The sequence below is a fragment of the Bradyrhizobium iriomotense genome (assembly GCF_018130765.1).
GTDB lineage: Bacteria > Pseudomonadota > Alphaproteobacteria > Rhizobiales > Xanthobacteraceae > Bradyrhizobium > Bradyrhizobium iriomotense_A.
Genome location: NZ_JAFCJZ010000008.1, coordinates 20,738 through 46,317 on the forward strand (window position 1 = coordinate 20,738; position 25,580 = coordinate 46,317).

General features: G+C 64.5%; 21 protein-coding genes. 7 read left to right on the forward strand and 14 right to left on the reverse strand.

Features of this window, described 5'->3' with window-relative positions; all coding sequences use genetic code 11:
- The first annotated feature begins 570 nt into the window (after positions 1 to 570).
- Together JQ635_RS15740 and JQ635_RS15745 are read left to right on the forward strand one after the other, a co-directional pair.
- Entirely contained in the window at positions 571 to 1,092 is a 522-nt protein-coding gene (locus tag JQ635_RS15740; protein WP_211410755.1) for a ParB N-terminal domain-containing protein, read from the forward strand.
- 156 nt (positions 1,093 to 1,248) lie between these two features.
- Complete coding sequence (locus JQ635_RS15745) at positions 1,249 to 1,869, forward strand: hypothetical protein (RefSeq protein ID WP_211410756.1); 621 nt, start codon at positions 1,249 to 1,251, stop codon at positions 1,867 to 1,869.
- Between the two features lie 44 nt (positions 1,870 to 1,913).
- On the opposite strand, the gene JQ635_RS15750 is transcribed toward JQ635_RS15745, so the two are convergent.
- Positions 1,914 to 2,939: a glycoside hydrolase family 5 protein gene (locus JQ635_RS15750; RefSeq protein WP_211410757.1), complete on the reverse strand. Its 1,026-nt coding sequence runs from the start codon at positions 2,937 to 2,939 to the stop codon at positions 1,914 to 1,916.
- 18 nt (positions 2,940 to 2,957) lie between these two features.
- Positions 2,958 to 4,244: an O-antigen ligase family protein gene (locus JQ635_RS15755; protein ID WP_211410758.1), complete on the reverse strand. Its 1,287-nt coding sequence runs from the start codon at positions 4,242 to 4,244 to the stop codon at positions 2,958 to 2,960.
- Positions 4,245 to 4,473: 229 nt separating this feature from the next.
- Between JQ635_RS15755 and JQ635_RS15760 the strand changes: the two genes are divergently transcribed.
- Positions 4,474 to 5,610, forward strand: a complete 1,137-nt coding sequence (locus JQ635_RS15760; protein ID WP_211410759.1) for a GNAT family N-acetyltransferase — start codon at positions 4,474 to 4,476, stop codon at positions 5,608 to 5,610.
- Between the two features lie 20 nt (positions 5,611 to 5,630).
- On the opposite strand, the gene JQ635_RS15765 is transcribed toward JQ635_RS15760, so the two are convergent.
- Complete coding sequence (locus tag JQ635_RS15765) at positions 5,631 to 6,854, reverse strand: FAD-dependent oxidoreductase (protein WP_211410963.1); 1,224 nt, start codon at positions 6,852 to 6,854, stop codon at positions 5,631 to 5,633.
- 435 nt (positions 6,855 to 7,289) lie between these two features.
- Here JQ635_RS15765 and JQ635_RS15770 point away from each other — a divergent pair, with 435 nt between their 5' ends.
- Complete coding sequence (locus JQ635_RS15770) at positions 7,290 to 8,636, forward strand: lipopolysaccharide biosynthesis protein (RefSeq protein ID WP_211410760.1); 1,347 nt, start codon at positions 7,290 to 7,292, stop codon at positions 8,634 to 8,636.
- Positions 8,637 to 8,643: 7 nt separating this feature from the next.
- On the opposite strand, the gene JQ635_RS15775 is transcribed toward JQ635_RS15770, so the two are convergent.
- Complete coding sequence (locus tag JQ635_RS15775) at positions 8,644 to 10,740, reverse strand: GumC family protein (protein ID WP_211410761.1); 2,097 nt, start codon at positions 10,738 to 10,740, stop codon at positions 8,644 to 8,646.
- Between the two features lie 279 nt (positions 10,741 to 11,019).
- On the opposite strand from JQ635_RS15775, the gene JQ635_RS15780 reads away from it, so the two are divergent.
- The 3 genes from JQ635_RS15780 to JQ635_RS15790 all read left to right on the forward strand — a co-directional run bounded on the left by JQ635_RS15780 (position 11,020) and on the right by JQ635_RS15790 (position 14,759).
- Positions 11,020 to 12,210 (forward strand): glycosyltransferase family 4 protein, encoded by a 1,191-nt coding sequence (locus tag JQ635_RS15780; RefSeq protein ID WP_211410762.1) that lies wholly within the window; start codon positions 11,020 to 11,022, stop codon positions 12,208 to 12,210.
- A 29-nt stretch (positions 12,211 to 12,239) separates the two neighbouring features.
- Positions 12,240 to 13,775, forward strand: coding sequence for a glucosamine inositolphosphorylceramide transferase family protein (locus JQ635_RS15785; RefSeq protein ID WP_211410763.1), 1,536 nt, complete (start codon positions 12,240 to 12,242; stop codon positions 13,773 to 13,775).
- A 123-nt stretch (positions 13,776 to 13,898) separates the two neighbouring features.
- Complete coding sequence (locus tag JQ635_RS15790) at positions 13,899 to 14,759, forward strand: alpha/beta hydrolase (protein ID WP_211410764.1); 861 nt, start codon at positions 13,899 to 13,901, stop codon at positions 14,757 to 14,759.
- Between the two features lie 103 nt (positions 14,760 to 14,862).
- On the opposite strand, the gene JQ635_RS15795 is transcribed toward JQ635_RS15790, so the two are convergent.
- The 10 genes from JQ635_RS15795 to JQ635_RS15840 form a co-directional block, all read right to left on the reverse strand.
- Positions 14,863 to 15,195: a Rieske (2Fe-2S) protein gene (locus JQ635_RS15795; RefSeq protein WP_433996566.1), complete on the reverse strand. Its 333-nt coding sequence runs from the start codon at positions 15,193 to 15,195 to the stop codon at positions 14,863 to 14,865.
- Positions 15,188 to 15,892, reverse strand: coding sequence for an ABC transporter ATP-binding protein (locus JQ635_RS15800; protein ID WP_211410766.1), 705 nt, complete (start codon positions 15,890 to 15,892; stop codon positions 15,188 to 15,190). Before JQ635_RS15800 ends, JQ635_RS15795 begins: the two co-directional genes overlap by 8 nt.
- A complete protein-coding gene (locus JQ635_RS15805) occupies positions 15,885 to 16,667 on the reverse strand; it encodes an ABC transporter ATP-binding protein (protein ID WP_211410767.1) in 783 nt (260 codons plus the stop codon). The genes JQ635_RS15800 and JQ635_RS15805 overlap by 8 nt, the downstream gene beginning before the upstream one ends.
- Positions 16,667 to 17,713 (reverse strand): branched-chain amino acid ABC transporter permease, encoded by a 1,047-nt coding sequence (locus JQ635_RS15810; protein ID WP_211410768.1) that lies wholly within the window; start codon positions 17,711 to 17,713, stop codon positions 16,667 to 16,669. The genes JQ635_RS15805 and JQ635_RS15810 overlap by 1 nt, the downstream gene beginning before the upstream one ends.
- On the reverse strand, positions 17,710 to 18,582 hold the full coding sequence (locus JQ635_RS15815) for a branched-chain amino acid ABC transporter permease (protein WP_211410769.1): 873 nt from the start codon (positions 18,580 to 18,582) through the stop codon (positions 17,710 to 17,712). Before JQ635_RS15815 ends, JQ635_RS15810 begins: the two co-directional genes overlap by 4 nt.
- A gap of 60 nt (positions 18,583 to 18,642) precedes the next feature.
- Positions 18,643 to 19,797, reverse strand: coding sequence for an ABC transporter substrate-binding protein (locus tag JQ635_RS15820; protein ID WP_211410770.1), 1,155 nt, complete (start codon positions 19,795 to 19,797; stop codon positions 18,643 to 18,645).
- 78 nt (positions 19,798 to 19,875) lie between these two features.
- Positions 19,876 to 21,063 carry a xanthine dehydrogenase family Fe-S subunit gene (locus tag JQ635_RS15825; RefSeq protein WP_211410771.1) on the reverse strand — a complete coding sequence of 396 codons (1,188 nt, stop codon included), beginning with the start codon at positions 21,061 to 21,063 and terminating at the stop codon, positions 19,876 to 19,878.
- On the reverse strand, positions 21,060 to 21,896 hold the full coding sequence (locus JQ635_RS15830) for an FAD binding domain-containing protein (RefSeq protein ID WP_211410772.1): 837 nt from the start codon (positions 21,894 to 21,896) through the stop codon (positions 21,060 to 21,062). Before JQ635_RS15830 ends, JQ635_RS15825 begins: the two co-directional genes overlap by 4 nt.
- Entirely contained in the window at positions 21,893 to 24,286 is a 2,394-nt protein-coding gene (locus tag JQ635_RS15835) for a xanthine dehydrogenase family protein molybdopterin-binding subunit (protein WP_211410773.1), read from the reverse strand. The genes JQ635_RS15830 and JQ635_RS15835 overlap by 4 nt, the downstream gene beginning before the upstream one ends.
- Before the next feature lie 9 nt (positions 24,287 to 24,295).
- Positions 24,296 to 25,573 (reverse strand): amidohydrolase/deacetylase family metallohydrolase, encoded by a 1,278-nt coding sequence (locus JQ635_RS15840; RefSeq protein WP_211410774.1) that lies wholly within the window; start codon positions 25,571 to 25,573, stop codon positions 24,296 to 24,298.
- Positions 25,574 to 25,580 lie beyond the last annotated feature (7 nt).

A 25,580-nucleotide genomic window follows, 5' to 3' on the forward strand; every position in this document is an offset into this window, starting at 1 on the left:
CGGGTGTGGAAGGCCGCCCGCAATTCATGTCCAAACGGATCCGCCCCTCCGATCGACCGCCGCTCAACAGGTGCGCCTGCTCGTTCTGCATCGGGAGGATGTCAAGATCAGACCAGTCGCGCGCGGGCTTTGCGGGACTGCTTGCGGGTAATTCGTGCGGACCAAAATTCATGCGCCCCAACGCTCAACTCCCTCGCGTTCTTGTCGACACTGGAAGAGCGCAAAGCGCAGGTCCGAAATCACTCCACGAAAATCATCGCGTGTCCGATTCAAATCGATTTGACGCTTGCACGTCGCAAAAATGACCTGCTGTGAAAATTTCGACGTTTAAGGACTTCTTGATGGGGATTGGTGAGCACTCCCGGTTCCGGATCGCTGAAGCATACCTCACATCCGACAAGAAATTTCAGCCATCGTCGGCACGCCTGTCTTAAGGCACTATTCCTAGTCCCGTGTGCCAGGCACAAGCGAATGGAAACTGCTTGCCTCGCGCGCCCGCACGCTCCTAGGATAGCTGCACTCCTCGCCTCGCCGCGCGGCGACGGGATCAAGAGTGCCGGAGCAGAAGCTATGCCCAAAGCGGAAAGCCTGTCGATCGACCAAATTCGCGTTCCGACCAAGAGCAGAAAGACGCTCGATCCCGAACTCGTTCAAAAGATCGCGGAAAGCATCCTGGAGATCGGGCAGCAAGTTCCCATTTCCGTTCGCCCTGAAGGTGATCAGTTCGTTCTGGTCGACGGACTGCATCGGCTTGAGGCCTGCAAGGCTCTTGGTGAAATATCCGTCATTGCTGTCGCGGTCGCGGCAGAGAGTCCTCAGCATAGGAAGCTGCTGTCCGACAGCACCGAACTGGAAGCCGAGCGCAACAAGATGGCGCGGTTGAAGCAATTGCGACTCGAGAGGGAGGCCGCCGCAGCAGTCGCGGCTGCGCCGGCGAAACCCGGCTTGAATCGGCAATCGGAACGAAGCACTGGGGCCAAGCCGGCCACATCATCGACGCGAGCCAGCCGAACTGCAGCAGCAATGGTATCCAGACCGAAAACCCTGTCACAATGGATCGCGCAACAGAAAAGCGACGGTAGCCGTTATTGACCCTTCGGCCCGAGCGGCGCCATTTCCAGCGTGTTACCGGGGACTAGCAAATTCAAACAATTGGCCATACCCTTTGGGCCGCGTTTAGCTGACGACGGCAGCGCGCGACAATCTAAAATCATCGAGCGAGCGTAGAGTGCGACCACGACGGATGCAATGAACGACAGCCAGAACACCTCTTGGCCTGCCATCATCAGAGACGTGCAAGCCGACTATCCCGAGCATTTCGACTGGGGCGCGCTGGCGGCGTTGCGGACGAAGTCGGTATCGGCTGCCGCGACCGGCGCGGCCGATGCCTCTTGGGGGCGCAACGGCGCATTTGGCGATGGCCGGACCTTCGCGCACACCGTGCTGCCCGTCGTTGAGCCGAAGTCTCAGCCGGGCATTGAACCAACATCCTTGCCGGATGAACCGGCCATCACAGCGGCAGGCGCGATTGATCCGGCGCCCGAGGCTCATGCTACACAGAGTGACGCCGGTCCGCCCTCAGGAGCCCTCGCACCAGAGGGATCCGTAGTAGACCAGGAACCATTGCCTCTCCCGACAATACGTCGGCCGCCACTCTCCTTGCCCGAAGACGGCATTTTGCGGTTGCGGTTTTCCGATGTCGGTGAACCCAGCGAACCGGGTGAACATCGCTCGCATTACGGTCTTGTCGCAATTACACGAAGTGATCTCGCCGTCTGGAAGGCGTTTCCGGACGCGGTCTTCACGGTCATACAACCGTCGCCCTACTCGAACGCGACGATCTTCCGACTTGGGACTTTCGAGGTTTGACCGCCCGACCCTCGCCGCGACTAGCCACGCACCAGCATGTCTCTCTAACGCGAGGGCGGGATCAGCGCTCGCAGGATGTCCGGCTTCCAGGCCTGGCGCGCGCTGTCGAAGGCCGCAAAATCATGGTCGAACTGCCAATAGGCCCATGACCAGCCCAGCCTGTCGGCGCTTCTGGCGACATACGACAGGTATCTTGTGCGACTATCGGACGGTGCGCGCTCGTACACGCCGAACTCGCCGAGGTAAACCGGACGCTTCTCTCTCTCTGCCCAGAGCCTCATCTTGTTGAAGTCGGCCGCGGCCCGCGCTTCGTCATCCTGAGAGCCCCAATCCAGCGGACCGATCCGCGAAAACGTCGGGGACCACGGCGCCCCCTGATGCGTGAACCGCAAGGGCGCGTAATAGTGAAACGTGACGATGAGGTTCCTGTCGTCGGCCGGCAAAGCGAGATCGTCGACGGGATTCTCATCGACGTTGAGAACGGCTGCAATGACCGGTCGCGCGGGGTTGGTGCGACGGATGATGCCGAGGCATTCGCTCAGCAGCGAATTCCACTCGGCCGACGTCATCTGTCCGCCCGGCTCGTTCAGGACTTCGAAGACAAGCTTCGGATACTTCCCGGTATAGCGCTCGGCGATCTGCCGCCAGAACGCCTTCAGCTTTTCCGCGCATCCGGCCACGTCGCTCTGGCATACATGGGTATCGTGCTCGTCCAGGATGGGGATGAGGTTGCGCGCGAGAACTTCCTCGATGACGGCATCGAGCCGCCTCAGGACGATCTCGTCCAGGACATTCCCCGCCCCCATGAACTTGAATCCGAAGAAATTGATCCTCACGTGCGCAAAGCCGGCCTTCTTGATGGCCGTCAGATTGTCCAGCCGGAACGGCGCATTCTGACCGCCTTCCCAGATTCCGTCATAGCCGAGAATGTTGATGCCGCGCCCCAGTTTCGGCATGCCTTGGGAGGCAGCCTGCTCGGCGGCGAGGGATGGGGCGCAGAGCGCCGCGAGGAAGAAAAAACCTGCCGCAAGATTGAGACTCTTCGGCCAACGAGCACGGATGACGGTCATCTGCTTCCGTTCCAGAGACTAGAAATCTGTCGGTTGTACCGGTCTGCACGTCGCAAGGAAAAACCCGACCAGCAGCACCGACGTGAACATCGTCGAGCGAAGGAATGTCGTCTCCGTGAAATTGGTCTGGAAGCTCAGGACGACAAATCCGATGATGAGGGCGCAGTGCGACCGATCGATCGATTGCGCGGAAATGAGATGGAGCATCTTGTTCGAGAACAGAAGGACGCTTCCCGTGAACAGCATATACCCCAAAAATCCCGTCTCGATCAGGATCGCGATGTAGCCGCTGTGATAATTGTCCAGCACCCAGGTGTGGTTCTGTTCGAAATAATCGTAGATCGACGGGATGGTCCAGAACCCGTTGATCCCGAAGCCGAGCAGCGGGGCATCGTCAAAATGGCTTATCGCATAGTGCCAGATGAGGGTCCGCTCGGTAAAGTCGATGCTGGCATCGCCGATATGGATGGCGTCATATCCCGTCGTGTAGAAGTAGAGGAACAGGAAACCGGCCAATACGCACATGACGATCGGCAGGACCGCATAGAGCCTCATGCAGGTGACCGACCACATCGAGGTCACAAGCAGCGCGCAAGCAGCCAGGGCGACCGCACCCGCGCCGCGCGACTCCGAGGCAAGCACGCATGTCGACGCCAGAAGGAATGTCGCGAGGAACGCCGGCCAGCCCTGCCCCCTTATCTTCAGGTAGCAGGCAAAGAACATCAGATAGGCGCCGACGAAGCCGAGCGTCTGCTTCGATTCATAGATGCCCTGCCATTGACCGCTGTGCATCCAGCTGTGGTCGATCCCGATGTCGGGAACAGCGACCGCAAAGAAGGCCGATGCGGCGACCAGGACGAAGAGTCCAAGGGCCGTAGCTCTTACAATCTCGTCGATGTCGATGCGCGTGACGAGGCAGAAGGCACCAAAGGTCGTCATCGCAAGCGCCGCACTCTTCATCAGCGCTGCGACATTCAGGCTGGACCAGAACACGGAGATGACGGCGAAGCCGTAGAACGCGACCAGCACAATCAGATCGGGGTTGAACTGCAAACGCAGGCGCGGCCGCACGAATGCGCTTGCATAAATCAAAACACCCCACATCAGGATCGCGACGGCCTGCTGCAGATAAGTCAGCTCCGCCGGCAGCAGCCCGGTGTTGAGCGTGCCCATCGACGCAACGACATTGATGGTGATCGAACAGCGGATTGCGGCCCTGGCAATCTTCTCGATGCCAACGCTGCGCGTCTTCCAGATCGCGCTCTCGGGTAACCCGGAGTCCGCATCGGTCTGTAGGCTGGCCATGAGCCGACCTTCCTTCAACACGGTTAATTGTTCGCTAGCGCAGGTTGATCGCCATTGTCCGGGCGCCGGCGACCGCGAGACGTTAAGAGTTCGGTAACGATACGAACCAGGCTCGATGCGTTAATGCAAATCGTACCGCGTCGGTATCTCGATCGTCACTCCCCTGCTATAAAACCTCGGTTCCGGCTCGATCGACCATTCCCGAGTGACATGATTTCCCTGGTTACGCATGACGACGTCTAGCAATACGTTCGATATCGCCGTCGAGCCGGCATTCGACTTTCTCTCTCCGGAATACGCAGAGCTGTTCGACGGTTCGGCCGCCACCGCCTTCCAGCATCCGCTCTGGCTGCACAGCCTCTACACCAGGCTTGCATCTCATGCCGGGGCAACCCCACTGGTCGTCGTCGCTCGCCATCGCGCGAGCGGCGCCCTTGCGATGGTGCTGCCTCTGCTGCGGGTTCGGCGCGGTCCGATACGAACCGTCGAATTCGCCGACTTGCGCGTCTCCGACTATCTGGCGCCCGTTTGCAGCCCGCAGGTGTTTGCCGAACTGCTCAGAGATGCAGACGCATGTGCGGAGATCCGGCATCGCGTCCGCCCCTTCGACCTGCTCAGGATGACCAAGCTGCCGGACGGGCGGCTGCCGATCGAGAACCTCCTGGACGCGCCCCGCCGGATCGCGATGGACAGCAATGCCTATGCGACGGTTCTCGTCGCGCCGTTCGAGCAATGGCGCTCCAGCGCGATGGATCGCTCCTACCAGAAGGAGCTCGCAAAGAAATATCGTCAGCTCCAGAAGAAGGGCGCGCTGAGCTTCTCATGCTGCGATGACAGTGCCTCGGTCCTGAACGCTCTGGACGTGATGAGGAAATTTCGCGGCCCGCGCTTCCAGTCGCAGGGCGACGGAGACCTGCTCCAGCGGCCCGAATATTATGACTTCTATTCCGACGTGGCGGTTCGCGGCCTCGGCTCCTTTGTGCGGCTCTATGCCATGAAGATGGATGGCGAGGTGATCGCCGCCGTGCTTGGATTGCACCACAGCGACAGCTTCCTCGTCATCATGAGCGCTTTCGACATTGACGGATACAAGAGCCAGTCGCTGGGTGCGCTGATGTTCGAGCAGGTGGCGAGGGATTGCATCGAGCGCGGGGATCAGATGCTCGACTTCACGATCGGCGACGAGCCGTACAAGAAGCTGTTCGGCGCGCAGCCTTCCCCAATGTGGACCGTCACCCAGGCCGGCAGCACTGTGGGCGCGATATCGCTGTTCGCACTGAAGCAGGCGCCCTGGCTCAAGCTGGCCGCCAAGCGCATGTCGGAATTCAGGCTCCTGCCGACCCGTACCTCGACGCCGACGCGCTGAGGCGCCGACAGGTCCGGCTCTCAGGCGCGCAGCGCGCTTCGCACCTGCGCGAGCCAGCCGGGCCGCATCTGATCGACCCGATGGGTGATACTGCGCCGCAGGAAGTGCAGCCGCCGCCGCATGTCCCAGCTGAGGTCGTTGCGGGATGTCAGCGCCTGCCGGAAGTGCGCCATCTTCAGCGACTGCTGGTCCGCTGCGATCTTGTCGGGATCGGAATAGAACTGCGATATCTTCTCCGTGCCCATGCCCGCAGTTGCGAGCCAGCGCGGCGCATATTCGGTGCACAGACGCTCGACGTCGACCAGCAGGCGGGCGACGCCGGTGCCGGCTGCCGGACAGTTGGTCTGGAACGCATCGCCGATGAGCACAATTCCGGGCTGGAGATGTCCTTCGACCACGGACAGATCCATCACCCAGTTCTGCACCCGGTCCGTCACGCGGAAATCGCCGAGGAAGTTCTGCAATCCCGGCAGCAGCCGCAACAGCGTCGCTTCCGTATCCCGACGCAGGTCACGCATGACGGGATCGGTCGGATCACGGAACATGAAGAGATTTGCCCGCATGCCCGCGCGCACCGGAAACAGGCTGAGATAATCGACGCCGTCCGCTGTGCGCTCGCCGTAACAGGTCAGCGCCTCGAAATCGAACGGCGCGCCATCGCGGCGCGCGATGGTGAAGCCGAACGAGATCGAATGGCGTTCCGCCAGCACACGCCGCTTGATGCCGAGCTTGTAGCCAAGTGCTCCCGCCATGCCAGTGGCCAGAACCACAAGGCGCGCATCGATGCGCCGCCCCGAGGCGAGGGCGAGATGCTGGACACCGTCGCTCGAGGTGATCGCGGCAACCTCATCGACGATCAGACTCGAGGGATCAGGTAACTGGCTGCGCGCCATGGCAACGAGATCGGCATAGGGAAGCCCGTAAGCCCGGCCGACGGTGACATCGACCACCTTGCCTTCCCTGACATTGAGCACGCGGTCATAGCGGCAGCCGGCGCTCGCGAGCGCATCGATGAAGCCGAGCCTGCGGAACATCTCCAGCTGATGGCCGCCGATCTTCTCGACCCGAAACTCGTCCGCGGGGACCGCGCGCTTGTCAACCAGAGCGACGCGATGCCCTGCCCGCGCGAGGACGGACGCCGCGAGCGATCCCGCAAGGCCGCCGCCGACGATGGCGATGTCCGCAGCGATCGTCGAAGTCCCCGCTGCTGCGATCGGATCGGTCACGGTGCTCTCCGCCGTCATGGTCCAGGCTCCCACGGTTAACGGTGGTTCCATGTGCAATTATCCCGCCTGATGTCGCATCGCAGGGCCGAACGCGATCATTTCCGGAGATCGAGGTTAACGGATCACCGAGATGATCCGTCCCGGCACGCCGCTTGCTCGGGATGATCCACAAAACCCGACCTCCAATCCCGTCACGGTTCGACACATGACCGTTTTCCGTCAGATCAGCAGCCCGTCGAGCGGTGACGCGGCATCACGTCGCTTTCGATTGCAGCCGGTCTCTGCTCTATCTGGGACAAGAGGGACGCAGATGTTTCACGGTGAAGCAGCGGCCGGCACCGGCCGCGCAAGCGAGGATTCCGCAAGCCGTGCATTAACACTCGCAATTTTGGGGCATGCTAGGCTGTCATCACTTTCACAACGGGCACTTTCGGGGAACGCCCCGTATCTTCCATGATCGCATCCATTGTTCAGTTTCTGCGGCGTGACGTAACGCGCGGTGTCGTCGGGACCATCCTGCTCAAGGTTGGTAGCGGCGCGCTTGCGTTTGCGTTGTTCTCGCTGGCGGCACGAACGATGTCGCCGGATGGGTTCGGCATCTTTGCGACCTGGCTCTCGGTTGCCCAGATCGCGGCCGTCGTGGGACTGGTCGGGCAGGAATCGCTTCTGGTGCGTTTCCTCAACGAGTACCGGGTACAAAATCGGCCCGATCTGACCAAGGGCGTGCTGCTATCGAGCCTGAAGATCTCGTCCGTTGCGATGCTGATCGCGATCGGCGCAACCGCGATCGTGGCCGGCATGAGAGGCGATGGGTTGCTGCTGATCGTCGCTGTGTCCGCCTACACCGCCGTGAGCGCAGGAGTGATGCTCGGCAGCCAGGTCGCACGTTCGCTGGTCAGCATTCTCATGGGGGAAGGAAACAGGGAATTCTTCTGGCGGGTCGGCGTCGTCCTGTTTCTGCTCGCCGTCCTGTTCAGCCACCGGCAGCTCGATCCTGCCGAACTGATCGCCGTGATGACGATTGCGATGTCGATTGGTCTGGTGACGCAGATCGTTGCGATTGCGCAGGCGCTGCCGGATTTCCGCGGCACGGCGGCAAATTCCGAGACGTCGCGCTGGAGATCGAGCGCACTTCATTTCTGGGTTGCCTCCATCCTGGAGGCGGCAAACCAGTATTTCGACGTCATCCTGGTCTACTGGATGCTCGACCCGGCGACCGCCGGAATCTATTTCGCCGCCTCGCGCCTTGCCAACATCTTCGCCATGCTGTCGGCTGCACTGTACAGTTTCGGCGCGCGCCGGCTTCCTTCGCTGTACTTCAGCAAGAATCACCGGGAGTTCGAGCGAACGTTGCGGCTCATGGCGGAAGTGACCGCGCTTTGCGTGGTCAGCGGACTGCTGCTGATCTGGGTTGGCGGCCCCCATCTTCTCAATCTGTTCGGGCCTCATTTCGCCGCGCAGCACTGGGTCCTGATCGTGCTCGCGATCGGAACGGCTGTCCAGGCGGCGGGCGGTCCATCTGCGGCGATCCTGCAGCTGACCGGCCACGAGCGCATCTATGTCCCCGTCGTCGCAGCGAACGTAGCACTGCGGCTGGTCGGCTTCCTCGTCCTGATTCCCTGGCTCGGCGTGCTTGGCGCGGCGATCTCCGCGACCCTGTCACTGGCGCTCGCGACTATCGCACTCAACATCCTCTGCCGACGGCGAACCGGAGTGGATCCTTCCATTCTCGTGCTCTTGCGCTTCTCGGCATGGAAACGCGGCGCCTATGCGGTCCGCGGTGCCGACTCTGCCGAGTAGGCGCCGATCAACCGGCGAGGCCCAGCACCTCGCCGCGACGCTGCGCCGACGCCGGATCAGACGGCACATGGTTCACGACGATCCCGGTCGGCACGCCACCGAAGCGGGAGAGCGCGGCAATTGCCCGGCGCATGGCGGCTGAATCGACCGCGTCTTCGCGCGCGACCAGAATGACGAGATCGGCATGCGCGGCCAGCGCCGCGGCCTCCGGCTGCAGGGCCAGCGAGGTTGCATGGACGACGATCAGATCGAACTCCGAACGGATATCGTCCGCGGGCAACGGCTCGGGCCGATTGCTCGCGCCCAGAAGTGCACTGACGCTACGGAAGTTCGCGATGCTCACACCGTCGGCCTGCCCCTTGGCAAGACCGGCCCCGGCACCGCCGAGATCAGGCTCGACCCGGATCAGGACGCTCAGCTTTCCCCCGTTCACCGCCCACCGGTTCAGCGACCGCGCGACAGTGTTGCCGCCGGCACGCTTGCCGACCGACATCACGAGCGCGACCTTGCCCCGAGCTCCCGGCAGCTTCTCCAGCCTGTCGAGCACCGGACGCAGATGCGGACCGAGATCGAGCTCGGCCGTCGCAGACACCGGACCTTGCCAGATGTTTCTTGGCGCATCGCCCGGCAACAGGTCGGGAATGCGGGCCCACACTGGCGGGCGCGGCCAAGCCGCGGGCTGGCGCGGCGCCGGATCTGGAGCGGGAATCTCTTCAGCGACCTTGTCGGATCCGCGCCCGGTCGCGGCAACGACCGCCGTCGATGTCAGCAGCGAGCCGATCGCGAGAGCGGCGAGCAGCAAAGGCAGCGGCGGAAGGGTCGAGCGCAGCGGCGGAATGGCGGAGGAAGCCACCTTGGTCTGGGAGCTCTGCAGGAGACGCTGCTCATTGGTCGTCTTGGAGCGCGAGAGGAACTGTTCGTAGATGTTCCTGTTGGCCTCGGCGTCGCGCTGCAGCTCCTGGAGCTTCACCAGCGCCTGACCGTCGACAAGGAGCTGCGATTCAGCCGCCTTCATCTGGCTTTCGAGCGCCTTCTGCTGATCGCGCTGGGATTCGTATTCCGACTTTGCGGTGTCGATGCCCTTGGCCCGCTCGACCTCGATCTGCCTGTTGAGGTCGTTCAGCTGGCTGTACGACATCACGAGATCGGGATGGCGATCGCCGAGGACCGCGCGCTTCTGCGCAATCTGGTCGTTGAGCGCCGATCGCTGCGCGCGCAGCGCGCTGAGCAGATCCTGCTTGGCGGGCGCCTCAACATTCGCCTTCACGTCGCGCTGCGCCTGCTCGTAGCGGGCTTTTGCTTCTTCGGTCTTGGCACGCGCGGCGGCAACCTGCTGCGACAGCTCGGTCACGCGCAATTGTTGGGTGGTGGAATCCTTGCCGGCATTGACGATCCTGTGCTCGAGCTTGAACGCGGCGACGGCGTCTTCCGATGCCTTCAAGCGGTCGTTCAATGTCTTGAGCCGGCCACTCAGCCAGTCGGCGGCTTCATCAGTCGCCTCGGTACGGATACGGGTCTGGCTCGCGACGAACGCCTCGGCGATCGCGTTGGCATAATAGGCCGCCCGCTCCGACCGGTTCGAGGTGAAGCGGATGGCGATGACATAGGTCAGCCCGCGCCGGGAAATATCGAGACGGTTGCGGAATCTCTCGAGCAGACGCGCAGGGTCGGTGTGTCCCCCGGAAATGTCCTCGTCGTCGCGAACCTTGAGCTGCTCGATCAGCGGCTTGAGGAAGCCGTCTGACTTCGCCACTTCGACCAGACTCTGCAGCGCGGCGCTATCCTGCCCGATGCCGGGCAGAACGTCCTGGTCGGTGGTCACGCGCTGCTCGCGGGGATCGACGACGACCAGCGCGGTCGCGGCAAATCGAACGGGAATCACCAGAAGAACGATGACGCCAAGTGCGAAGATCGCCAGTGCCAGCGTCAGGATGCGGCGCGCATTGTCGCGAAGAAAGGTGAAAGCGCCTGCGGCGGTGAGGAGGCCGCCAAAACGGGCGCCGATCCCGCGCGTCTCACCGTTCGATGCAGTCCGGCTCTGCCACGACGCGGCGACACCGGTCGATCCGGAACTTGTCGGGTCTGCGCGGCGACCGAACGTCATGGACTTTACTCGGATTCAACTGGCGAACACTGTTCAGTGGCCTGCTCCACCGTAAATATCTATGGTTAATCGGCGGTTACCCGCCCCTCGCGCGACCGTCACCAATTGGTTAACGCGCTCGCGCCACGCCCTATCCGAACCAGCGGAATTCCCGCGTGATCGGCGCCGTTCCGGCGGTGCGCGCATTAACTCCGTTTGTTGCTAGTCGGTGTCCGCGCGATGCTCGCATGGTAGGTACGGGGTTAAGAAGGTGAACGTTTCATTAGCGGGTCGGGATTCGTGCTCCATTACCAACCAGGCGCAGAACTGGACGATGCACCGAAGCTGCCGTCCACCGCAGCAGCACTCGCAAGACCAGACAGCGGCGCAGCGACGCCGCATGTGCTTCTCGTCCAGACCCAGGCCGAGAATGCCGGCGCGCAAGAGATCACCAGGCTGCTCGGCGCCGGCCTCTCCGCGCGCGGTTATCGCGTCACCCACCTGTTCTTCTTCCGCAAGTCGGAGTCCTTCGACGAGCCGCCGGATACGCTCTATTGCGCATCGCACCGGCCCGGCAATCCGCTGCCCTTGCTGCGGATGCTGTGGACGCTCGGCCGTCATATCAGGACCACGAAGCCCGATGCGGTTCTGACCTTCCAGCATTTCGGCAACGTCATCGGCGCAGGCACATCGCGCCTCGTCAGCCGCGCTCCCGTCATCGCCAACCAGGTCTCGTCCGCGCTGTCGATGAGCTGGCCGGTCCGCACCGCCGATATCGTCATGGGCAGCCTCGGCTTCTTCGACCGCATCACCCTCAACTCGCAGGACATGCAGCGCGAATATTCGCGCTACCCCGCGGCCTACCGCTCGCGCATGGTGCATGTCCCGCACGGTTTCGACGACAAGGCCCTCACCCTCTCCAAGGACGCCGCACGGCAGAAATTCAATCTGCCGCAGGACTGCACCCTGCTCGGCTGCGCCGCGAGGCTACACCCGCACAAGCGGCTCGATGCGGCGATCCGTCTGCTGCCGGACCATCCGTCCTGGCACCTTGCGCTGGCCGGCCAGGGCGCCGATGAAGCCCGGCTGCGGCAGCTGGCGGATGAGTTGAAGGTATCGGACCGGCTGCATCTGCTCGGCGAAATCACGCCGCGCCGGATGGCTGACTTCCTCGCCTGTCTCGACATCTTCGTGTTTCCGACCCAGGCCGAGACCTTCGGTCTCGCAGCGGTCGAGGCCGCGAGCGCCGGTGTTCCCTCCGTCGTCACCGATCTCCCCGTGCTGCGCGAGGTGTTGTCCTTCGAGGGAAAACCGACCGCGTTGTTCGTCGATGCCTCTGATCATGCGGAGCTGTCGGCAGCCGTATCGAAACTCCTGACCGACAAACCGCTGAGCGACGAGCTGCGACAAAACGCCAAGGGCCTGAGGTCGCGCTATTCGGTAGACGCCATGGTGGAGGAATACGTTCGAATTCTCGGCCAAGTCATTTGACCTGACAGGTTTGAATAGATGGGCTCGACATGATCATCGAGTTTCGCTGTGAAATTGAACATGCGCGGCGGTGGATGGACCGCGAGACGCTGTCGATCGACGGACGCGATGTGCCGGTTCAAGTCGCATGGACGGCAACGGCAGAGCCGCGGCCCGCAGGTCTCGACATGCTGTTCGAGCTCGAACGCCTGGTGCTGCACAAGGGCAAACACAGCGGCGCCGACAAGCTGAAGGTCATTCCGGAACGGACGCAGGCTCGCACCAGCACTGCCGATGTGATCGTCGATTTCACCAGCGCTGCGCGAGACCCGAACTGCCCTGCCCGGCTGTATCTCCGCCCGCTGTTCAATGGAGCCGCCGGCGAGAACGCCGCGCTTGCCGCCATTCTCGCCGGCGACCTGCCCGTCATCGAGATCGTCAACGAGGTCGACGGAGCAATCCTTGATCGCGGCCATCCGTCCGGAGAGATTGCGGCCGGCCTCAGCGGCGCGCTCGAAACCATCATGGCGCGCACCCTGACAATGGTGGCGGCGATCGTGTCGGGGCGGCCGCGGATCGTGCCGCAGCTTGCGCATCCCGCCACGACGACAAGCCAGCGCGGCCCCGCCAGCTACGTTGCGCGCGGCCTCGCCGTATCGATCGCCAAGGAAATCTATCGTCTCTGCTGCTACGCCCCGCACTGGCACATCGGGTGGCGCTTCAACGACAATGCCGGCGTCTGGCAGACGGGAGATCTCTCAGGGCCAGGCTGGAACGTGCTCGGCGACCCTGGAAATCATTTCTACGCCGATCCCTTCCCCATCACATGGCGCGGACGGACATTCGTCTTCTTCGAGGATCTCGATCACCGTGTCGGCAAGGGAATCATCTCGGCGATCGAGTTCGGTGACACCGGGCCGATCGGTGAGGTGGTGCCGGTGCTCGAAGAGCCCTGGCACCTCTCCTACCCGTTCCTGATGGAGGACGATGGCGAGTTGTGGATGATCCCGGAGAGCTCGCTCGCCGGCGACGTCGCCCTCTACAAATGCGTCCGGTTTCCGGACAAATGGGAGCGGCACGCGACGTTGCTGGCAGGCCTTGAACTTGCCGATGCGACGATCACGCGGCACAACGGCCTGTACTATCTGTTCGGCGCCTGGCGCGACGGCACCGGCGGCTATTCGGATTCGCTTGCGATCTATTACGCCGAGCATCTGCTCGGCCCGTGGCTGCCGCATGCCAGCAACCCTGTTATGATCGACCGCGCCAGCGCGCGGCCGGCGGGGAATTTCGTCACCATCGATGGCAAATTGTGGCGCCCGGTGCAGGACTGCACCGACGGGTATGGCGCAGGGCTGGCGCTGGCCGAAGTTGTCGAGCTGTCGCCGACGACGTTCAGGCAAGTCGTCCGCCACTCGCTGAAGCCCGGACCGTTATGGCCCGGCCGGAAACTGCACACGCTGAACCGCTGCGGCCGGCTTGAGGTGATCGACGGATCGCGGGTTCAGCCCAAGACGCGTGTCTTCGCGCGGCAATTGCCATCGGCAGTCCTGCCGACGCGAACAAGCCCATCGACCGCCTGCTGAGCAGAGTCCCGTCACGGGCGCATTCCTCGCCTGAGCGCGAGCGATGTTCAATTCGGGCAGGATTCGTGGCAGACAGGAGAGAGCGACGCCGGTCACATTCACGACGGGCCGCCCGGAGACTCCATGGCCAACACCACCAGCTCGACGCATCGGCCGATCGATCCCCGCAGCAAATGGGCCGAACTGTCCCAGGCCGAACGCAGCGCCGCCTATGACAACAACGCGGCGGTCAAGAACAGCCCGGCCCTGATCGCCGAGCGCAACGAGACCTCGGCCCGGCTGCGCGGTACGCTGAAGTCGCACCTCGATTTGCCTTACGGCGAGCGGAGGAACAACAAGATCGATCTCTACCCGGCCGCAAAGCCCGATGCGCCTTGCCTGGTGTTCGTGCACGGCGGCTATTGGCAGCGCAATTCGCGCGAGCTGTTCGCCATGCTGGTCGAAGGCGTCGCCGCGCATGGCTGGTCGGTTGCGATTCCCGGCTATTCGCTGGCGCCCGAGGTATCCTTCACCGACATCGTCGCCGAGATTCCGCGTTCGCTCGACTGGCTCGCCGCGCACGGGGCATCCTATGGCGTTGCCGGACCGGTCATCCTGTCGGGCTGGTCCGCCGGAGCCCATCTCGTGGCCATGGCGCTAAGCCATCCGCGCGTCCATGCCGGGCTCGCGCTCTCGGGGGTCTACGATCTCGCGCCGATCCGCGATACCGGGCTCAACGCCGCGCTCAAGCTGACGGACGCGGAGATCCCCATGCTTTCGCCGCTTCGCCTGCCGGTGACGCAAAAGCGCCTCGACATCGCCTATGGCAGCAGCGAGCTGCCGGCGCTGGTGTGCGATTCAATCGACTTTCATGAGAAGCGCGCGGCGGCCGGAGCGCCGGGCAAGCTCATTACGGTCGAAGGCGCCGACCATTTCACCATTCTCGAGGCGCTGCGTCGGCCGGACGGCGTGCTGGTGGAGGCCGCGCGCCGGCTGCTCGATTAAAAAAGTTCGAAAACAACCCCATGCACAGACGCCCTCGTTTTCAAAGGTGAATTCGCGCCGCTCGTGGCTTTGACCCGTCGGGCAAAACAGGGGCATGATGCCATCATCGCCCCGTTTGCTGCTGCGGCGTCTCAATCCAGATCTGCCCGCCCGTGATCCGCACCGGGTAGAGCCGCAACGGCAGGCTCGGCCATCCCGCTGTGATCGCTCCGTCGCGCAAATCGAATGAAGCTGCATGACGCGGGCAATGGAGCCGCCCCGCCGTCACGTGCCCAAGAGCGAGATCGGCCTGTTCGTGCGGGCACGCACGTTCGCAGGCAACAACGTGGCCCTCGTTCCAGATCACGAGCAGGTCGCGCCCGGCTACGCGGACGATCGCCTCGCGCTTCAGCCGGTCGAGATCGCAGACGGCAATCCACCCGGCCTCGTCATCCACCGAGATAAGCCTTGCGCACATGCTCGTTCTCGATCAGCTCGGAGCCTGCGCCTGACAGCACGATGCGGCCGTTCTCGAGCAGATAGGCGTGATCGCACATCTCGAGCGCGGCGAACGCGTTCTGCTCGACCAGCAGCACCGTGGTGCCGGCATCGCGGATGCCGCGGATGATCGCGAAGGTGCGCTCGACGATGTTGGGCGCAAGGCCGAGCGAGGGCTCATCGAACATGATCAGCCGCGGCCGCGACATCAGCGCACGCCCGATCGCCAGCATCTGCTGCTCGCCGCCGGACAGCGTACCCGCGGCCTGCCGCCGCCGCTCGGCGAGCCTCGGAAATTCCGTGTAGATGCGGTCGCGGTCGGCCGCGATCTCGCCCGACCCACGACGGAGGTAAGCCCCCATGTCGAGATTTTCTTCGACGCTCATGTGCGGAAACACGCGCCGTCCTTCCGGACAATGCGCGATGCCGCTGGCCAACACCCGCGGCGGGCTTGCCCCGGTGATGTCGATGCCCTCGAACTTCATTTGCCCGGAGCGCGGCGGCACCAGGCCGGAAATTGCGCGCAGCGTCGTGCTCTTGCCGGCACCGTTGGCGCCGATCAGGGCGACCAGCTGCCCGGCCTTCACGTCCAGCGAGATGCCGCGCAGCGCGGTGACGCCGCCATAGCCGCAGACCATGTCGCGGATCTCAAGCACGTCCCGCTCCATGTCCGAGATAGGCTTCGATGACGGCGGGATCGTTGCGGATCACGTCGGGCGTGCCTTCCGCGATGATGCGGCCATAGTTGAGCACCACGATGCGGTCCGAGACCGTCATCACCATGGGCATGTCGTGCTCGACCAGGAGGATGGTGATGCCGCGATCGCGAATGCTGCGGATCAATTCGACGAAGCGGTGCGTCTCCGAGGCGTTCATGCCGGAGACCGGCTCGTCGAGCAGCAGCATCGACGGCTCCGCCGCCAGCGCCAGCGCGACGCCGACCAGGCGCTGCTCACCATAGGAGAGCGAGCCGGCCGCATCGTGCGCGCGGCGTTCAAGACCGACCCATTCGAGCAGCTCGCTTGCCCGTAGCCGCAGCCTGCGCTCCGAGGCACGCGCGCCCGGCAGCCCGAGGATGGCGTCGAGCAGCCGGACCCGACCCTGACGATGCAGGCCGATCAGGAGGTTGTCGTAGACGGTGTCATTGGGGAATACGCTGGTGCGCTGGAAGGTTCGGATCAGGCCGAGATCGGCGATCTCGTGCGGCTTCAATCCGGTGAGAGTCGTGCCCTGATAGGTGACGCGGCCCGCGCTCGGCGTCAGGAAGCCGGTCATGACGTTGAAGGCGGTGGTCTTGCCGGCGCCGTTCGGCCCGATCAGGCTGACGATCTCGCCCCCGCCGACCGTAAAACTCATGTCGGAGATCGCGACCAGCCCGCCGAAGCGGACCGCGACCTGATCGATGGTCATGGCAATGCTGCGCGCCGTCATCACGCCGGCTCCTTGACGCCGGTTTCAGGAAGCGCCACGGGCGCCAGCGCCGTCTTTCCGCTCCGCCGTCTGGCGAAGCGCAGTGCGAGCGAGGGTACGATGCCGCGCGGCAAGACGAACAAGATGGCCATCAGCACGCCCCCATAGGCGATCCATTGCGCTTCCGGCGCCATCACCGGACGCAGCGCGACCGGCAGCAGCCCGAAGATCAGGCCGCCGACGACGGGCCCTGCGAGCGAACCCTTGCCGCCGCTGATCACCATGATGACCATGGTGACGGTGTTGATGAAGGCAAATACTTCAGGGTCGATGATCCGGATGTAGTGCGCATAGAGGCTGCCGGCCGCGCCCGCGATTGCGGCCGAGATCACCGCCGCAATCGTCAGCGTCCTGGTCACGTCGATGCCGACGGAGACGGCCAGCGTCTCGTTCTCCATCAGCCCGCGCATCGCGCGGCCGAAATGGGAATGAACGAGGCGCGCGATCAGGAGATAGGCGGTGAGCGCCACGACCAGAACGAGATAGTAATTCTGCATCTTCGTGCGCAGCATCAGCTCACCGAAGCCCGGCAATGGCAGCGCGATGGAGGGAATGTTGGTCAGCGCCAGCGGTCCCTGTGTCAGCTCGACCCAGTTCAGCGCGACCAGCCGGACCACCTCGGCAAAGGAGATCGTGACAATGACGAAATAGGCGCCGCGGACGCGGAATGAGAGAAGGCCCACGAAATAGCCGCACAACCCGGCGACCAGGATCGCCAGCACGAACCCAGCGATCGGCGGCCAGGGCGCGTGAACCAGGCGGATGTCGCCGGGGAGCCCGATGTCGAAGCCGAGCGATGTCAGCGCGCTGACATAGGCGCCGATGCCGAAGAAGGCGATATGGCCGAGGCTGAGCTGGCCGGTAAAGCCGAGCAGCAGGTTGAGGCTCATCGCGCCGATGACGAAGATGCCGGTCGTGATCAGCGCGTTGAGCAGATAGGGATCGCGCAGCCAGAGCGGCACCGAGGCGAGCGCTGCGACGGCGAGGATGGTGATGATCGCCTTCATCCGACGCGCTCCGCGCGCGCGAACAGGCCGGTCGGCTTGAAGATCAGGACGGCGATGATGATCAGAAAGCCCATGGCGTCGCGATAGCCCGACGAGACGTAGCCGGCGCCGAGCTCCTCGGCGAGCGCCAGGATGAAGCCGCCGATCACCGCGCCGGTGATGTTGCCGAGGCCGCCGAGGATGACGATGGCGAAGGCCTTCACCGCGGCAAGATCGCCCATCTGCGGGAAGATCACATAGACCGGCCCGAGCAGTGCGCCGGCCGCGGCGGCCAGGCTGGAGCCGATCGCGAAGGTCGAGGTGTAGATCATGTCGACATTGACGCCCATCAGCGAGGCCGTGTCGTGGTCCTGGAACGTCGCCCGCATCGCGCGGCCGAGGCTGGTCTTGTTGATCAGGAGATACGTCACCAGGATCAGCATGGCCGCCGCAGCGAGCACGAACAGCCGCAGCCAGGACACCGACACCGGCCCAAGCACCAGCGGCGCCTCAGGAAACGGCGTCGTCACCGATTTGGCGACGCCACCCCAGATCCACAGCGTGCCCGACTGCATCGCGATCCAGGCGCCGATCATGACCAGCATGGTGGTGTCGATGTCGGAGCCGCGCAGCGGCCGCAGCAAGGTCAGCTCGATGGCGGCACCCAGCAGCCATCCGGCCAGCACCGCCACGGGAAGCGCGAGGAAGAAGTTCAGCCCGAGCTGCTGCACCACGATGAACATGATGTAGGCGCCGAACGTGTAGAGCACACCATGCGTGAAGTTCACGACGTTCATGATGCCGAAGATCAAGGTCAGCCCGATGCCCAGCAGCGCATAGGTGCCGCCGAGCACGAGCATGTTGATCAGATGCTGGAGGAATTCGCTCAAGGCTGTTTCCGATTAAGCATTCGGCGAGAGCGGCAATGTACCGCCCTCGCCCCCAGTGATTTAGATCGTCTTCATCTCGACCTTGCCGTCGTTGATCTCGATGAGATAGACGTTCGGCTGGCTCTGCCCGCTCTCCTTGCCTTCAGGGCCGGACTTGCGGAACACGATGTCGCCGTTCAGGCCCTTGATGTTGATATTCCAGAGCGCGGCCTTGATCGCGGCGGGCTCGGCCTTGCCAGCCTTCTCGATCGCCGCAGCAGCCGTGCGGATGCCGTCATAGCCCCGAAAACTCTCGGTGCAGCCGGCGAACTCGAAGCCACGCTTCTTCCATTCCGTGATGAAATAGTTGGTCGCTTCCGGGTTCGGCGTCTTGTCCGGGAACCAGGGCAGGAAGGTGGTCAGATGCATGGTGCCGTTGGCGGCTGCGCCCGCCTGGGCGATGATCTGGTCCGGGTTCTGCGAGCCGCCGGTGGTGATGATGCGCTTCTTCAGGCCCAGCGCGGCGGCCTGCTTGAAGATCAGCGTAAGCTGGTCGACCGCTGTCGTGACGATCACCGTCTCGGAATCCGAGCTCTTGATCTTGGAGAGCTGCGCGCTCATGTCCTGCGCGCCCTGGTCCATGGTCTCGACGAGGCCGATGGTGATGCCCTTGTCCTTCATCATCTTGCTGAAGTCCTCGGCGGTGCCGCGGCCCCAGTCGTTGTTGATGACGAGGAAATCGACCTTCTTGAGCGCGAGCTTGTCGACGATGCCCTTGAACGCGGCAGCCTCGACCGCCGAGGGCGGCGAGATGCGGAAGATGAAGGGATTGCCCGTCGTGGTGATCTTGCCGGAGGATGAGGTCTCCACCACCATCGGGGTCTCGTACTCCATCAGCTTCGGCATCACCGCGAGCGTCAGGCTCGAGCCCCAGGCGCCCATCAGCACCGGTACCTTGTCGCTGGTGATGAGTTTTTCGGCGACGGCCGCGGCTTCCGTCGGATTGCTCTTGTTGTCCTCGATGACAAGCTCGATCTTCTTGCCGAGGATACCGCCCTTGGCGTTGATCTCGTCGGCGGCAATCCTGGCGCCGTTGACGACGTAGGTGCCGGAGGCAGCGAACGCGCCGGTGAGCGGCTCGTTGACGCCGATCTTGATGGTCTGAGCGCCCGCTGCGCCGCCGAACAAGGCCGTCGCCAGCACTATAGCTGGAACCAGTCCGAGTGTCCGTGTCATGTTGTCTCTCCAAATTCCACGCTGTTGATTGTTATGGCAGTCCAGGCTTCGTCACTTCCCAAGGTGCGAGCACGCCGATCACCTCGCCCCGTTCCGGCGGCCAAAAACGCGGGCGATCCGTGCGCGCAGAACGTCCGAGACGATCGACCAGAAGCTGAGCTCCGCCGGCGCCCCCTGCCCCGACTGCGCGCCGGACATGTGGCGGTCGAGATTGGCGGCGAAGTCCGCAACCAGGCGTTTTGCGAGATCGCGCACCAGGCCGGGCCGGCCGACCTGGGCAAGCATTCCCGTGAGCGTGTAGCCGATCGCGAGTTCAACGGCGGTCGCTGCGCCGCCTTCGTGCGGGAGCAGGCGATAACGGATCTCACCTTGCGTCGCCGAATGGCTGCGCTGGTCGGTGCCGATGCCGACGATGCGCCCCGACAACGTCGCGGGATCGCGCTCGACGCGGGCGGCGCCCTCGAAGGCCGCGGCAATCGGCCCGAGCCTGACGCGGATCGAGCCCTCCACGCGCTCCGGCCTTGGCGGCGATTTCAGCGATACGCCGGGCAGGCAGGCCGCGATGCCTGCGATATCATCGAACATCGCGAACACCTTTGCCGGCGGATGCGGCAGCGTGAAACGCTGGTCGAGAACGGTCGCCGGGATGAAGTCGGGGATGCTGCCGGGCGCGGTACTCTCCGATGCTAGAGCCAACGCCTGCTGCGCCGGCCGCGGTTCGCTTCGGCCGGATGCTGCTCGGCCCGATCCTGCGGGGCCGAGACTACTTCGGCCGCCATCGGCCAACGGCGCGATGTCGCGCGCGCGCCTCGCTTCGATCACGGACTGCACCGCACGCACGATTCCGACATAGCCGGTGCAGCGACAGAGATTGCCGCTGAGGCCGACGCGAATGCGGTGCTCGTCGGCGTCGGGCAGACGCAGCACGAGGTCGCGCGCCGAGACCAGCATGCCGGGGGTGCAATAGCCGCATTGCAGCGCATGCTCGCGGGTGAAGGCGGCGCGCAGCTCGGTGGTGATCTCGTCCTCGTCGAGGCCTTCGATCGTGGTGACATCGGCGCCCTCGCAGGCCACCGCATAGGTGATACAGGAGCGCGCCGGCACGCCATCGACCAGCACGGTGCAGGCGCCGCAGACGCCGTGCTCGCAGCCGAGATGCGTGCCGGTGAGATCGAGCTTGTCGCGAACGAAATCGGCCAGACTGGTGCGCGGCTCGGCCGAGACTTCCACCGCGCGGCGATTGACCTGAAGCGCGATCGTGGTCATGCCGCAGCCTCCAGGACGGCACGCTTCAGCACGCTGACATGGATATGGCGCTGCGCGGCATCGTCGATCCCGGCCCTGGCCAGAACTGCGTCGGCGACGCCTGCATCGAAGCGCTGCTTGTAGTCGGCGGCGATCCGTCCGCCGAACAGCTCCGCGGCATCGGTGACGACGATCGGCGTCGTATCGATCGCACCGATCACGACGCGCGCCGAAGCCGCAGCGGGATCGATCAGCACCGCACCGATGGCGTGCGCGAACTCGCCGGTCTTGCGGCAACTCTTGGCATAACCCCAATGGGACGACGCCGATCGCGCCGGCACATGGACCGCTTCGACGATCTCGCCGGCATGCAGCGCGGATTCGAGGGCACCAACCACAAATGCTTCGACGGCCATCGATCGCGCACCGGCAAGGCTGCGCAGCGTCACGCGCGCGCCGAGAGCCGCAAGCGCCGAGATCCAGTCCGCCGCGGGATCGGCGTGGCTGAGCGAGCCGCCGATGGTGCCGCGGTTGCGCACCGCGCGATAGGCAATGTTGGCGGCGACAGCCCGCATCGCGCCGCGGGTCACATCCGCAGTACGGCCGTCCTCGATATCGGCGTGGGTGACCAGGGCGCCGAGCACGAGCTCGCCGCCGGAAATCTCGGCTCGTTTGAGCTCGGCAAGGCCGGAGATATCGACGACCAGCTCCGGCTGCACCAGCCGCAGATTGAGCATCGGGCCGAGCGACTGGCCGCCGGCGATGATCTTTGCAGAACCGCTGCTTGCGGCCAGCATCGACAGCGCGGCATTGAGATCACGCGGGCGTTCATATGCGAAGGGCGCCGGTTTCATGCCGCGCTCCTCTCGGTCGCGCGCGCGGCAAGCACCGCCGCGACGATGCGATGCGGCGTGATCGGCGACTGCATCAGCTCGACGCCGAGCGGGCGCAGCGCGTCGTTCACGGCGTTGGCGATCGCGGCCGGCGGCGCGATCGCGCCGCCCTCGCCGATGCCCTTCACGCCGAACTGCGTATAGGGCGACGGCGTCTCCATGTGGTCGAGACGCGCGGCCGGGACCTCGGTCGGCCCGGGCAGCAGGTAGTCGGCAAGCGTCGTCGCCAGCGGCTGGCCTGACGCATCGAACTGCATTTCCTCGTAGAGCGCGGTGCCGATGCCCTGCGCGAGGCCGCCATAGATCTGACCGTCAACGACGAGCGGATTGACCAGAACGCCACCGTCCTCGACAATCACATAGTCGAGAATTTCCACCTCGCCGAGATCAGGATCAACGGCGACGACGGCCGCATGCGCGGCATAGCTGAAGGTGCCGCTGTCGCGCACGGGCTTGTAGCCTTGCGTCACCTCGAGCCCGCCGGGATCGACGTCGGCCGGCAGGTCTTGCGGACGGCGATACCAGGTGTGGGCGATCGCCTTCAGGCTGACACTGCCGTTGACGCCGCGCACCTCGCCGTTCTGCAAGACCACGGACGCGGGGTCGTGTTGCAACAATTTGGCGCCGATGCGCCGGGCACGTTCGCCGAGCTCGCGGCAGGCGGTCGCGACCGCGCCGCCCGCCATCACCATCGAGCGCGAGCCCCAGGTGCCGGTCGAATAGGGCGTCATCGCGGTGTCGCCGAGGATGATGCGGATCTTCGCGACATCGACGCCGAGGATTTCATGCGCGACCTGGGCGAGCGTCGTCTCCATGCCCTGCCCATGCGAGTGCACACCGACGCGCAGTTCGAGGCCGCCGTCCGGCGTCAGCCGAGCCGAGGCCTGCTCGTGACCCGGCACCATCGGGATGCCCCAGCCGGAATAGACCGAGGTGCCATGCGCGGCCTGCTCGCAATAGATGGAGACGCCAACGCCGATGCGGCGGCCGTCCGCCCCGCCCTGCTTTTGCCTGGTGCGGATGGCATCGATGTCGATGGCGGCGAGCGCGCGGCGCATCGCTTCCGGATAATCGCCGCTGTCAAAGTGCTTCTTGGTGATGTTGTCGAACGGCATCTGTTCGGGGCGCACCAGATTGCGCAGCCGCACCTCGCCGGGCTCGAGCCCGGCCTCGGCCGCCACGAGGTCGAGCATCAATTCCAGCGCGAAGCAGACGCCGGTGCGCGCCACGCCGCGATAGGGCAGGATCGGGCATTTGTTGGTCGCGACCGAGAAGGTACGGCAGCGGTAGGCCGGCATCTTGTAGGGGCCGGGCAGGATGCTGGCGACCTGCGCGGCCTCCAGGCAGGCCGAGAACGGATAGGACGAGTAGGCGCCGGAATCCACGGTTGCTTCGCAATCGATACCGCGCAGCGTGCCTTCTCGGTCGGCATAGACCGTGATCCTGTAATGGTGCTCGCGGCAATTGGAGCTGGCGACGAGATGCTCGCGGCGATCTTCGAGCCAGCGCACCGGATGGCCGCGTTGCATGGTCAGCCAGGACAGGCAGACCTCTTCGGGCAGCAGAATGCCCTTGTGGCCAAAACCGCCGCCGACATCGGGCGAGATCACACGAATCCGGCCCTCCTCCATGCCGAGGCATTCGGCAAGGCCGCTGCGGGTGACGTGCGGCATCTGCGCCGCCGAATGCAGGGTGAGCTGGTCGAGCCGGGGATCGAAGGTTGCAACCACGCCGCGGCCCTCCAGCGGCGACATGCATTGCCGCGCGGTCGAGATCTCGCGCGTCACCTTGATCGGCGCGTCGAGTGCGGTGGAGATGTCGACCTCGTAATTGGTCTCCAGGAAGACGTTGTCGCCCCAATGCTCATGCACCAGCGCCGAGCCGGGCTCGCGCGCCTTCAGCATGTCGGTGATGGCGGGCAACTCCTCCAGATCGAGCGTCACGGAAGCCGCGATGTCCTCGGCCTCGGCGCGCGTCGGCGCGAGGCACATCGCGAGGAGCTCGCCGACCTGGCGCACCTTGCCGGTCGCGAGCACCGGCTGCTCTGAAATCTTGAAGCCGGGAAGCCCTGACACTGCTCGGATCGGCTTGATGCCGACGAGGTCCGCGGCGGTGAAGACGCTGCCGCGATGGCGTTCGGGCACGTGGATACCGCGGATCCGCGCATGCGCCAGCGGGCTGCGCACGAAGGCAACATCCTGAAGGCCGGCGAGCCTGACGTCGCCGACATACTGGCCGCGGCCGCGCATCAGGCGGTCGTCCTCCTTCCGCGGCAGTCGTGCGCCCACGCCCTGCCCGGATCTGCTAGACGGAAATTCCCGCTCGTTGCGCACCCCTGCGCCCTCCTTCACCGCCGGGCCTTACGCCGCGACGGCTTGCGGCAGGATCGGCGCGACCGCGTCGAAGCGCGTGCCGGCGCGCAGGCAGAAGGCCGGCTGCAACAGACGCTCGGCGATCACCTCGTTCCTCTCGTTGTCCTTCAGGACGAAGCGGCCGTTCTTCTCCGCGAGCACGGAGACGTCGGCGTCCATGCCGACCTTGAGCGCGCCGATCTCCCCGCTGCGGCCGAGCATTTTTGCAGGATTGGAGGTGACCATCGGCACCACCTGCTCCAGCGACAGGCCGAGCGCCATCATCGAGCTCATTGCCTGGACGAGGCTGAACTTGGCCTGGCCGGCGAAGGGATGGTTCTCGTCGTCTTCGTGCTGATCGGGCGTTCCGGCCGGCGCGGGCACATGGGTGTTGTAACCGTGGATGTCGGCGCCGAGCGTGGTCGGAATGATGCCGGCGGCGATCGCCTTCTTGGCGAGCCGGTAGGAGAAATGGCTGCCGTGGCCGACGTCGACCTTGAGGCCGCGATCGAGCGCGGCCTGAATCACCGGATGCACCTCGCCCTCGCGGTTGACGAAGCCGCCGGGATGACGCGTGAAGGGATGAGCGAGAATGTCGCCCTCGCGCAGCAGCGGGATCACGCGCGTGAGGATGGTGTCGGCGTCCTCGCCGTTGGCGCCGCTCTCGGGCAGGCCCCAGAGCTGGCCGAAATGCACATAGACCGGCAGATCGGCGCGCTTGCCGATTTCCGCCGCCATCTCGATGACGCGAATGCCCCAGCGCGCGAAGCCGCCGATCTCGGCATGGGCCTTGATGCCGCGCACGATATCGAGATTGGCCGTCGCCGCCTTCACCGTCGCATCGATGTCGACGCCGTCGGGGCTGTAGAGCTGCGGATAGAAATGTCCTTCAAGTCCGCCGACGAGATAGGCCGACAGGAAAGCATAGACGCGCGAGGCCGAGGCTTCCGCGATGAAATGGCGAAAGCCCGGCAGCGTCATGCAGGACGGACCGCCCTGGTCGACCAGCGTCGTCACGCCCGACTGCACACCGACCATGTCGGGGTTCATGCCGAAGCGTCCCGAGACATATTGATAGACATGCGCATGGGTGTCGATCAGCCCGGGCAGCACCAGCTTGCCGCCGACGTCGACGACTTCCTTCGCGCTGGTCGGCAGGATGTCCGCCGCAACCGCCGCGATCTTGCCGCCGCGGATGGCGACGTCCTTGATGCCGTCGACACCGGAGGCCGGACAGATCACGCGACCGCCTCGCAGCAGAAAGTCGAAGCTGGCAGTGACGGACATGGCGCTC

Bases quoted from the DNA above. Each gene is read 5' to 3' on its own strand.
- JQ635_RS15760 (WP_211410759.1), top strand. From the start codon at position 4,474: ATGACGACGTCTAGCAATACGTTCGATATCGCCGTCGAGCCGGCATTC.
- JQ635_RS15765 (WP_211410963.1), bottom strand. From the start codon at position 6,854: ATGACGGCGGAGAGCACCGTGACCGATCCGATCGCAGCAGCGGGGACT.
- JQ635_RS15750 (WP_211410757.1), bottom strand. From the start codon at position 2,939: ATGACCGTCATCCGTGCTCGTTGGCCGAAGAGTCTCAATCTTGCGGCA.
- JQ635_RS15740 (WP_211410755.1), top strand. From the start codon at position 571: ATGCCCAAAGCGGAAAGCCTGTCGATCGACCAAATTCGCGTTCCGACC.
- JQ635_RS15820 (WP_211410770.1), bottom strand. From the start codon at position 19,797: ATGACACGGACACTCGGACTGGTTCCAGCTATAGTGCTGGCGACGGCC.
- JQ635_RS15825 (WP_211410771.1), bottom strand. From the start codon at position 21,063: ATGACCACGATCGCGCTTCAGGTCAATCGCCGCGCGGTGGAAGTCTCG.
- JQ635_RS15770 (WP_211410760.1), top strand. From the start codon at position 7,290: ATGATCGCATCCATTGTTCAGTTTCTGCGGCGTGACGTAACGCGCGGT.
- JQ635_RS15830 (WP_211410772.1), bottom strand. From the start codon at position 21,896: ATGAAACCGGCGCCCTTCGCATATGAACGCCCGCGTGATCTCAATGCC.
- JQ635_RS15790 (WP_211410764.1), top strand. From the start codon at position 13,899: ATGGCCAACACCACCAGCTCGACGCATCGGCCGATCGATCCCCGCAGC.
- JQ635_RS15785 (WP_211410763.1), top strand. From the start codon at position 12,240: ATGATCATCGAGTTTCGCTGTGAAATTGAACATGCGCGGCGGTGGATG.
- JQ635_RS15745 (WP_211410756.1), top strand. From the start codon at position 1,249: ATGAACGACAGCCAGAACACCTCTTGGCCTGCCATCATCAGAGACGTG.
- JQ635_RS15775 (WP_211410761.1), bottom strand. From the start codon at position 10,740: ATGACGTTCGGTCGCCGCGCAGACCCGACAAGTTCCGGATCGACCGGT.
- JQ635_RS15755 (WP_211410758.1), bottom strand. From the start codon at position 4,244: ATGGCCAGCCTACAGACCGATGCGGACTCCGGGTTACCCGAGAGCGCG.
- JQ635_RS15840 (WP_211410774.1), bottom strand. From the start codon at position 25,573: ATGTCCGTCACTGCCAGCTTCGACTTTCTGCTGCGAGGCGGTCGCGTG.
- JQ635_RS15805 (WP_211410767.1), bottom strand. From the start codon at position 16,667: ATGACGGCGCGCAGCATTGCCATGACCATCGATCAGGTCGCGGTCCGC.
- JQ635_RS15810 (WP_211410768.1), bottom strand. From the start codon at position 17,713: ATGAAGGCGATCATCACCATCCTCGCCGTCGCAGCGCTCGCCTCGGTG.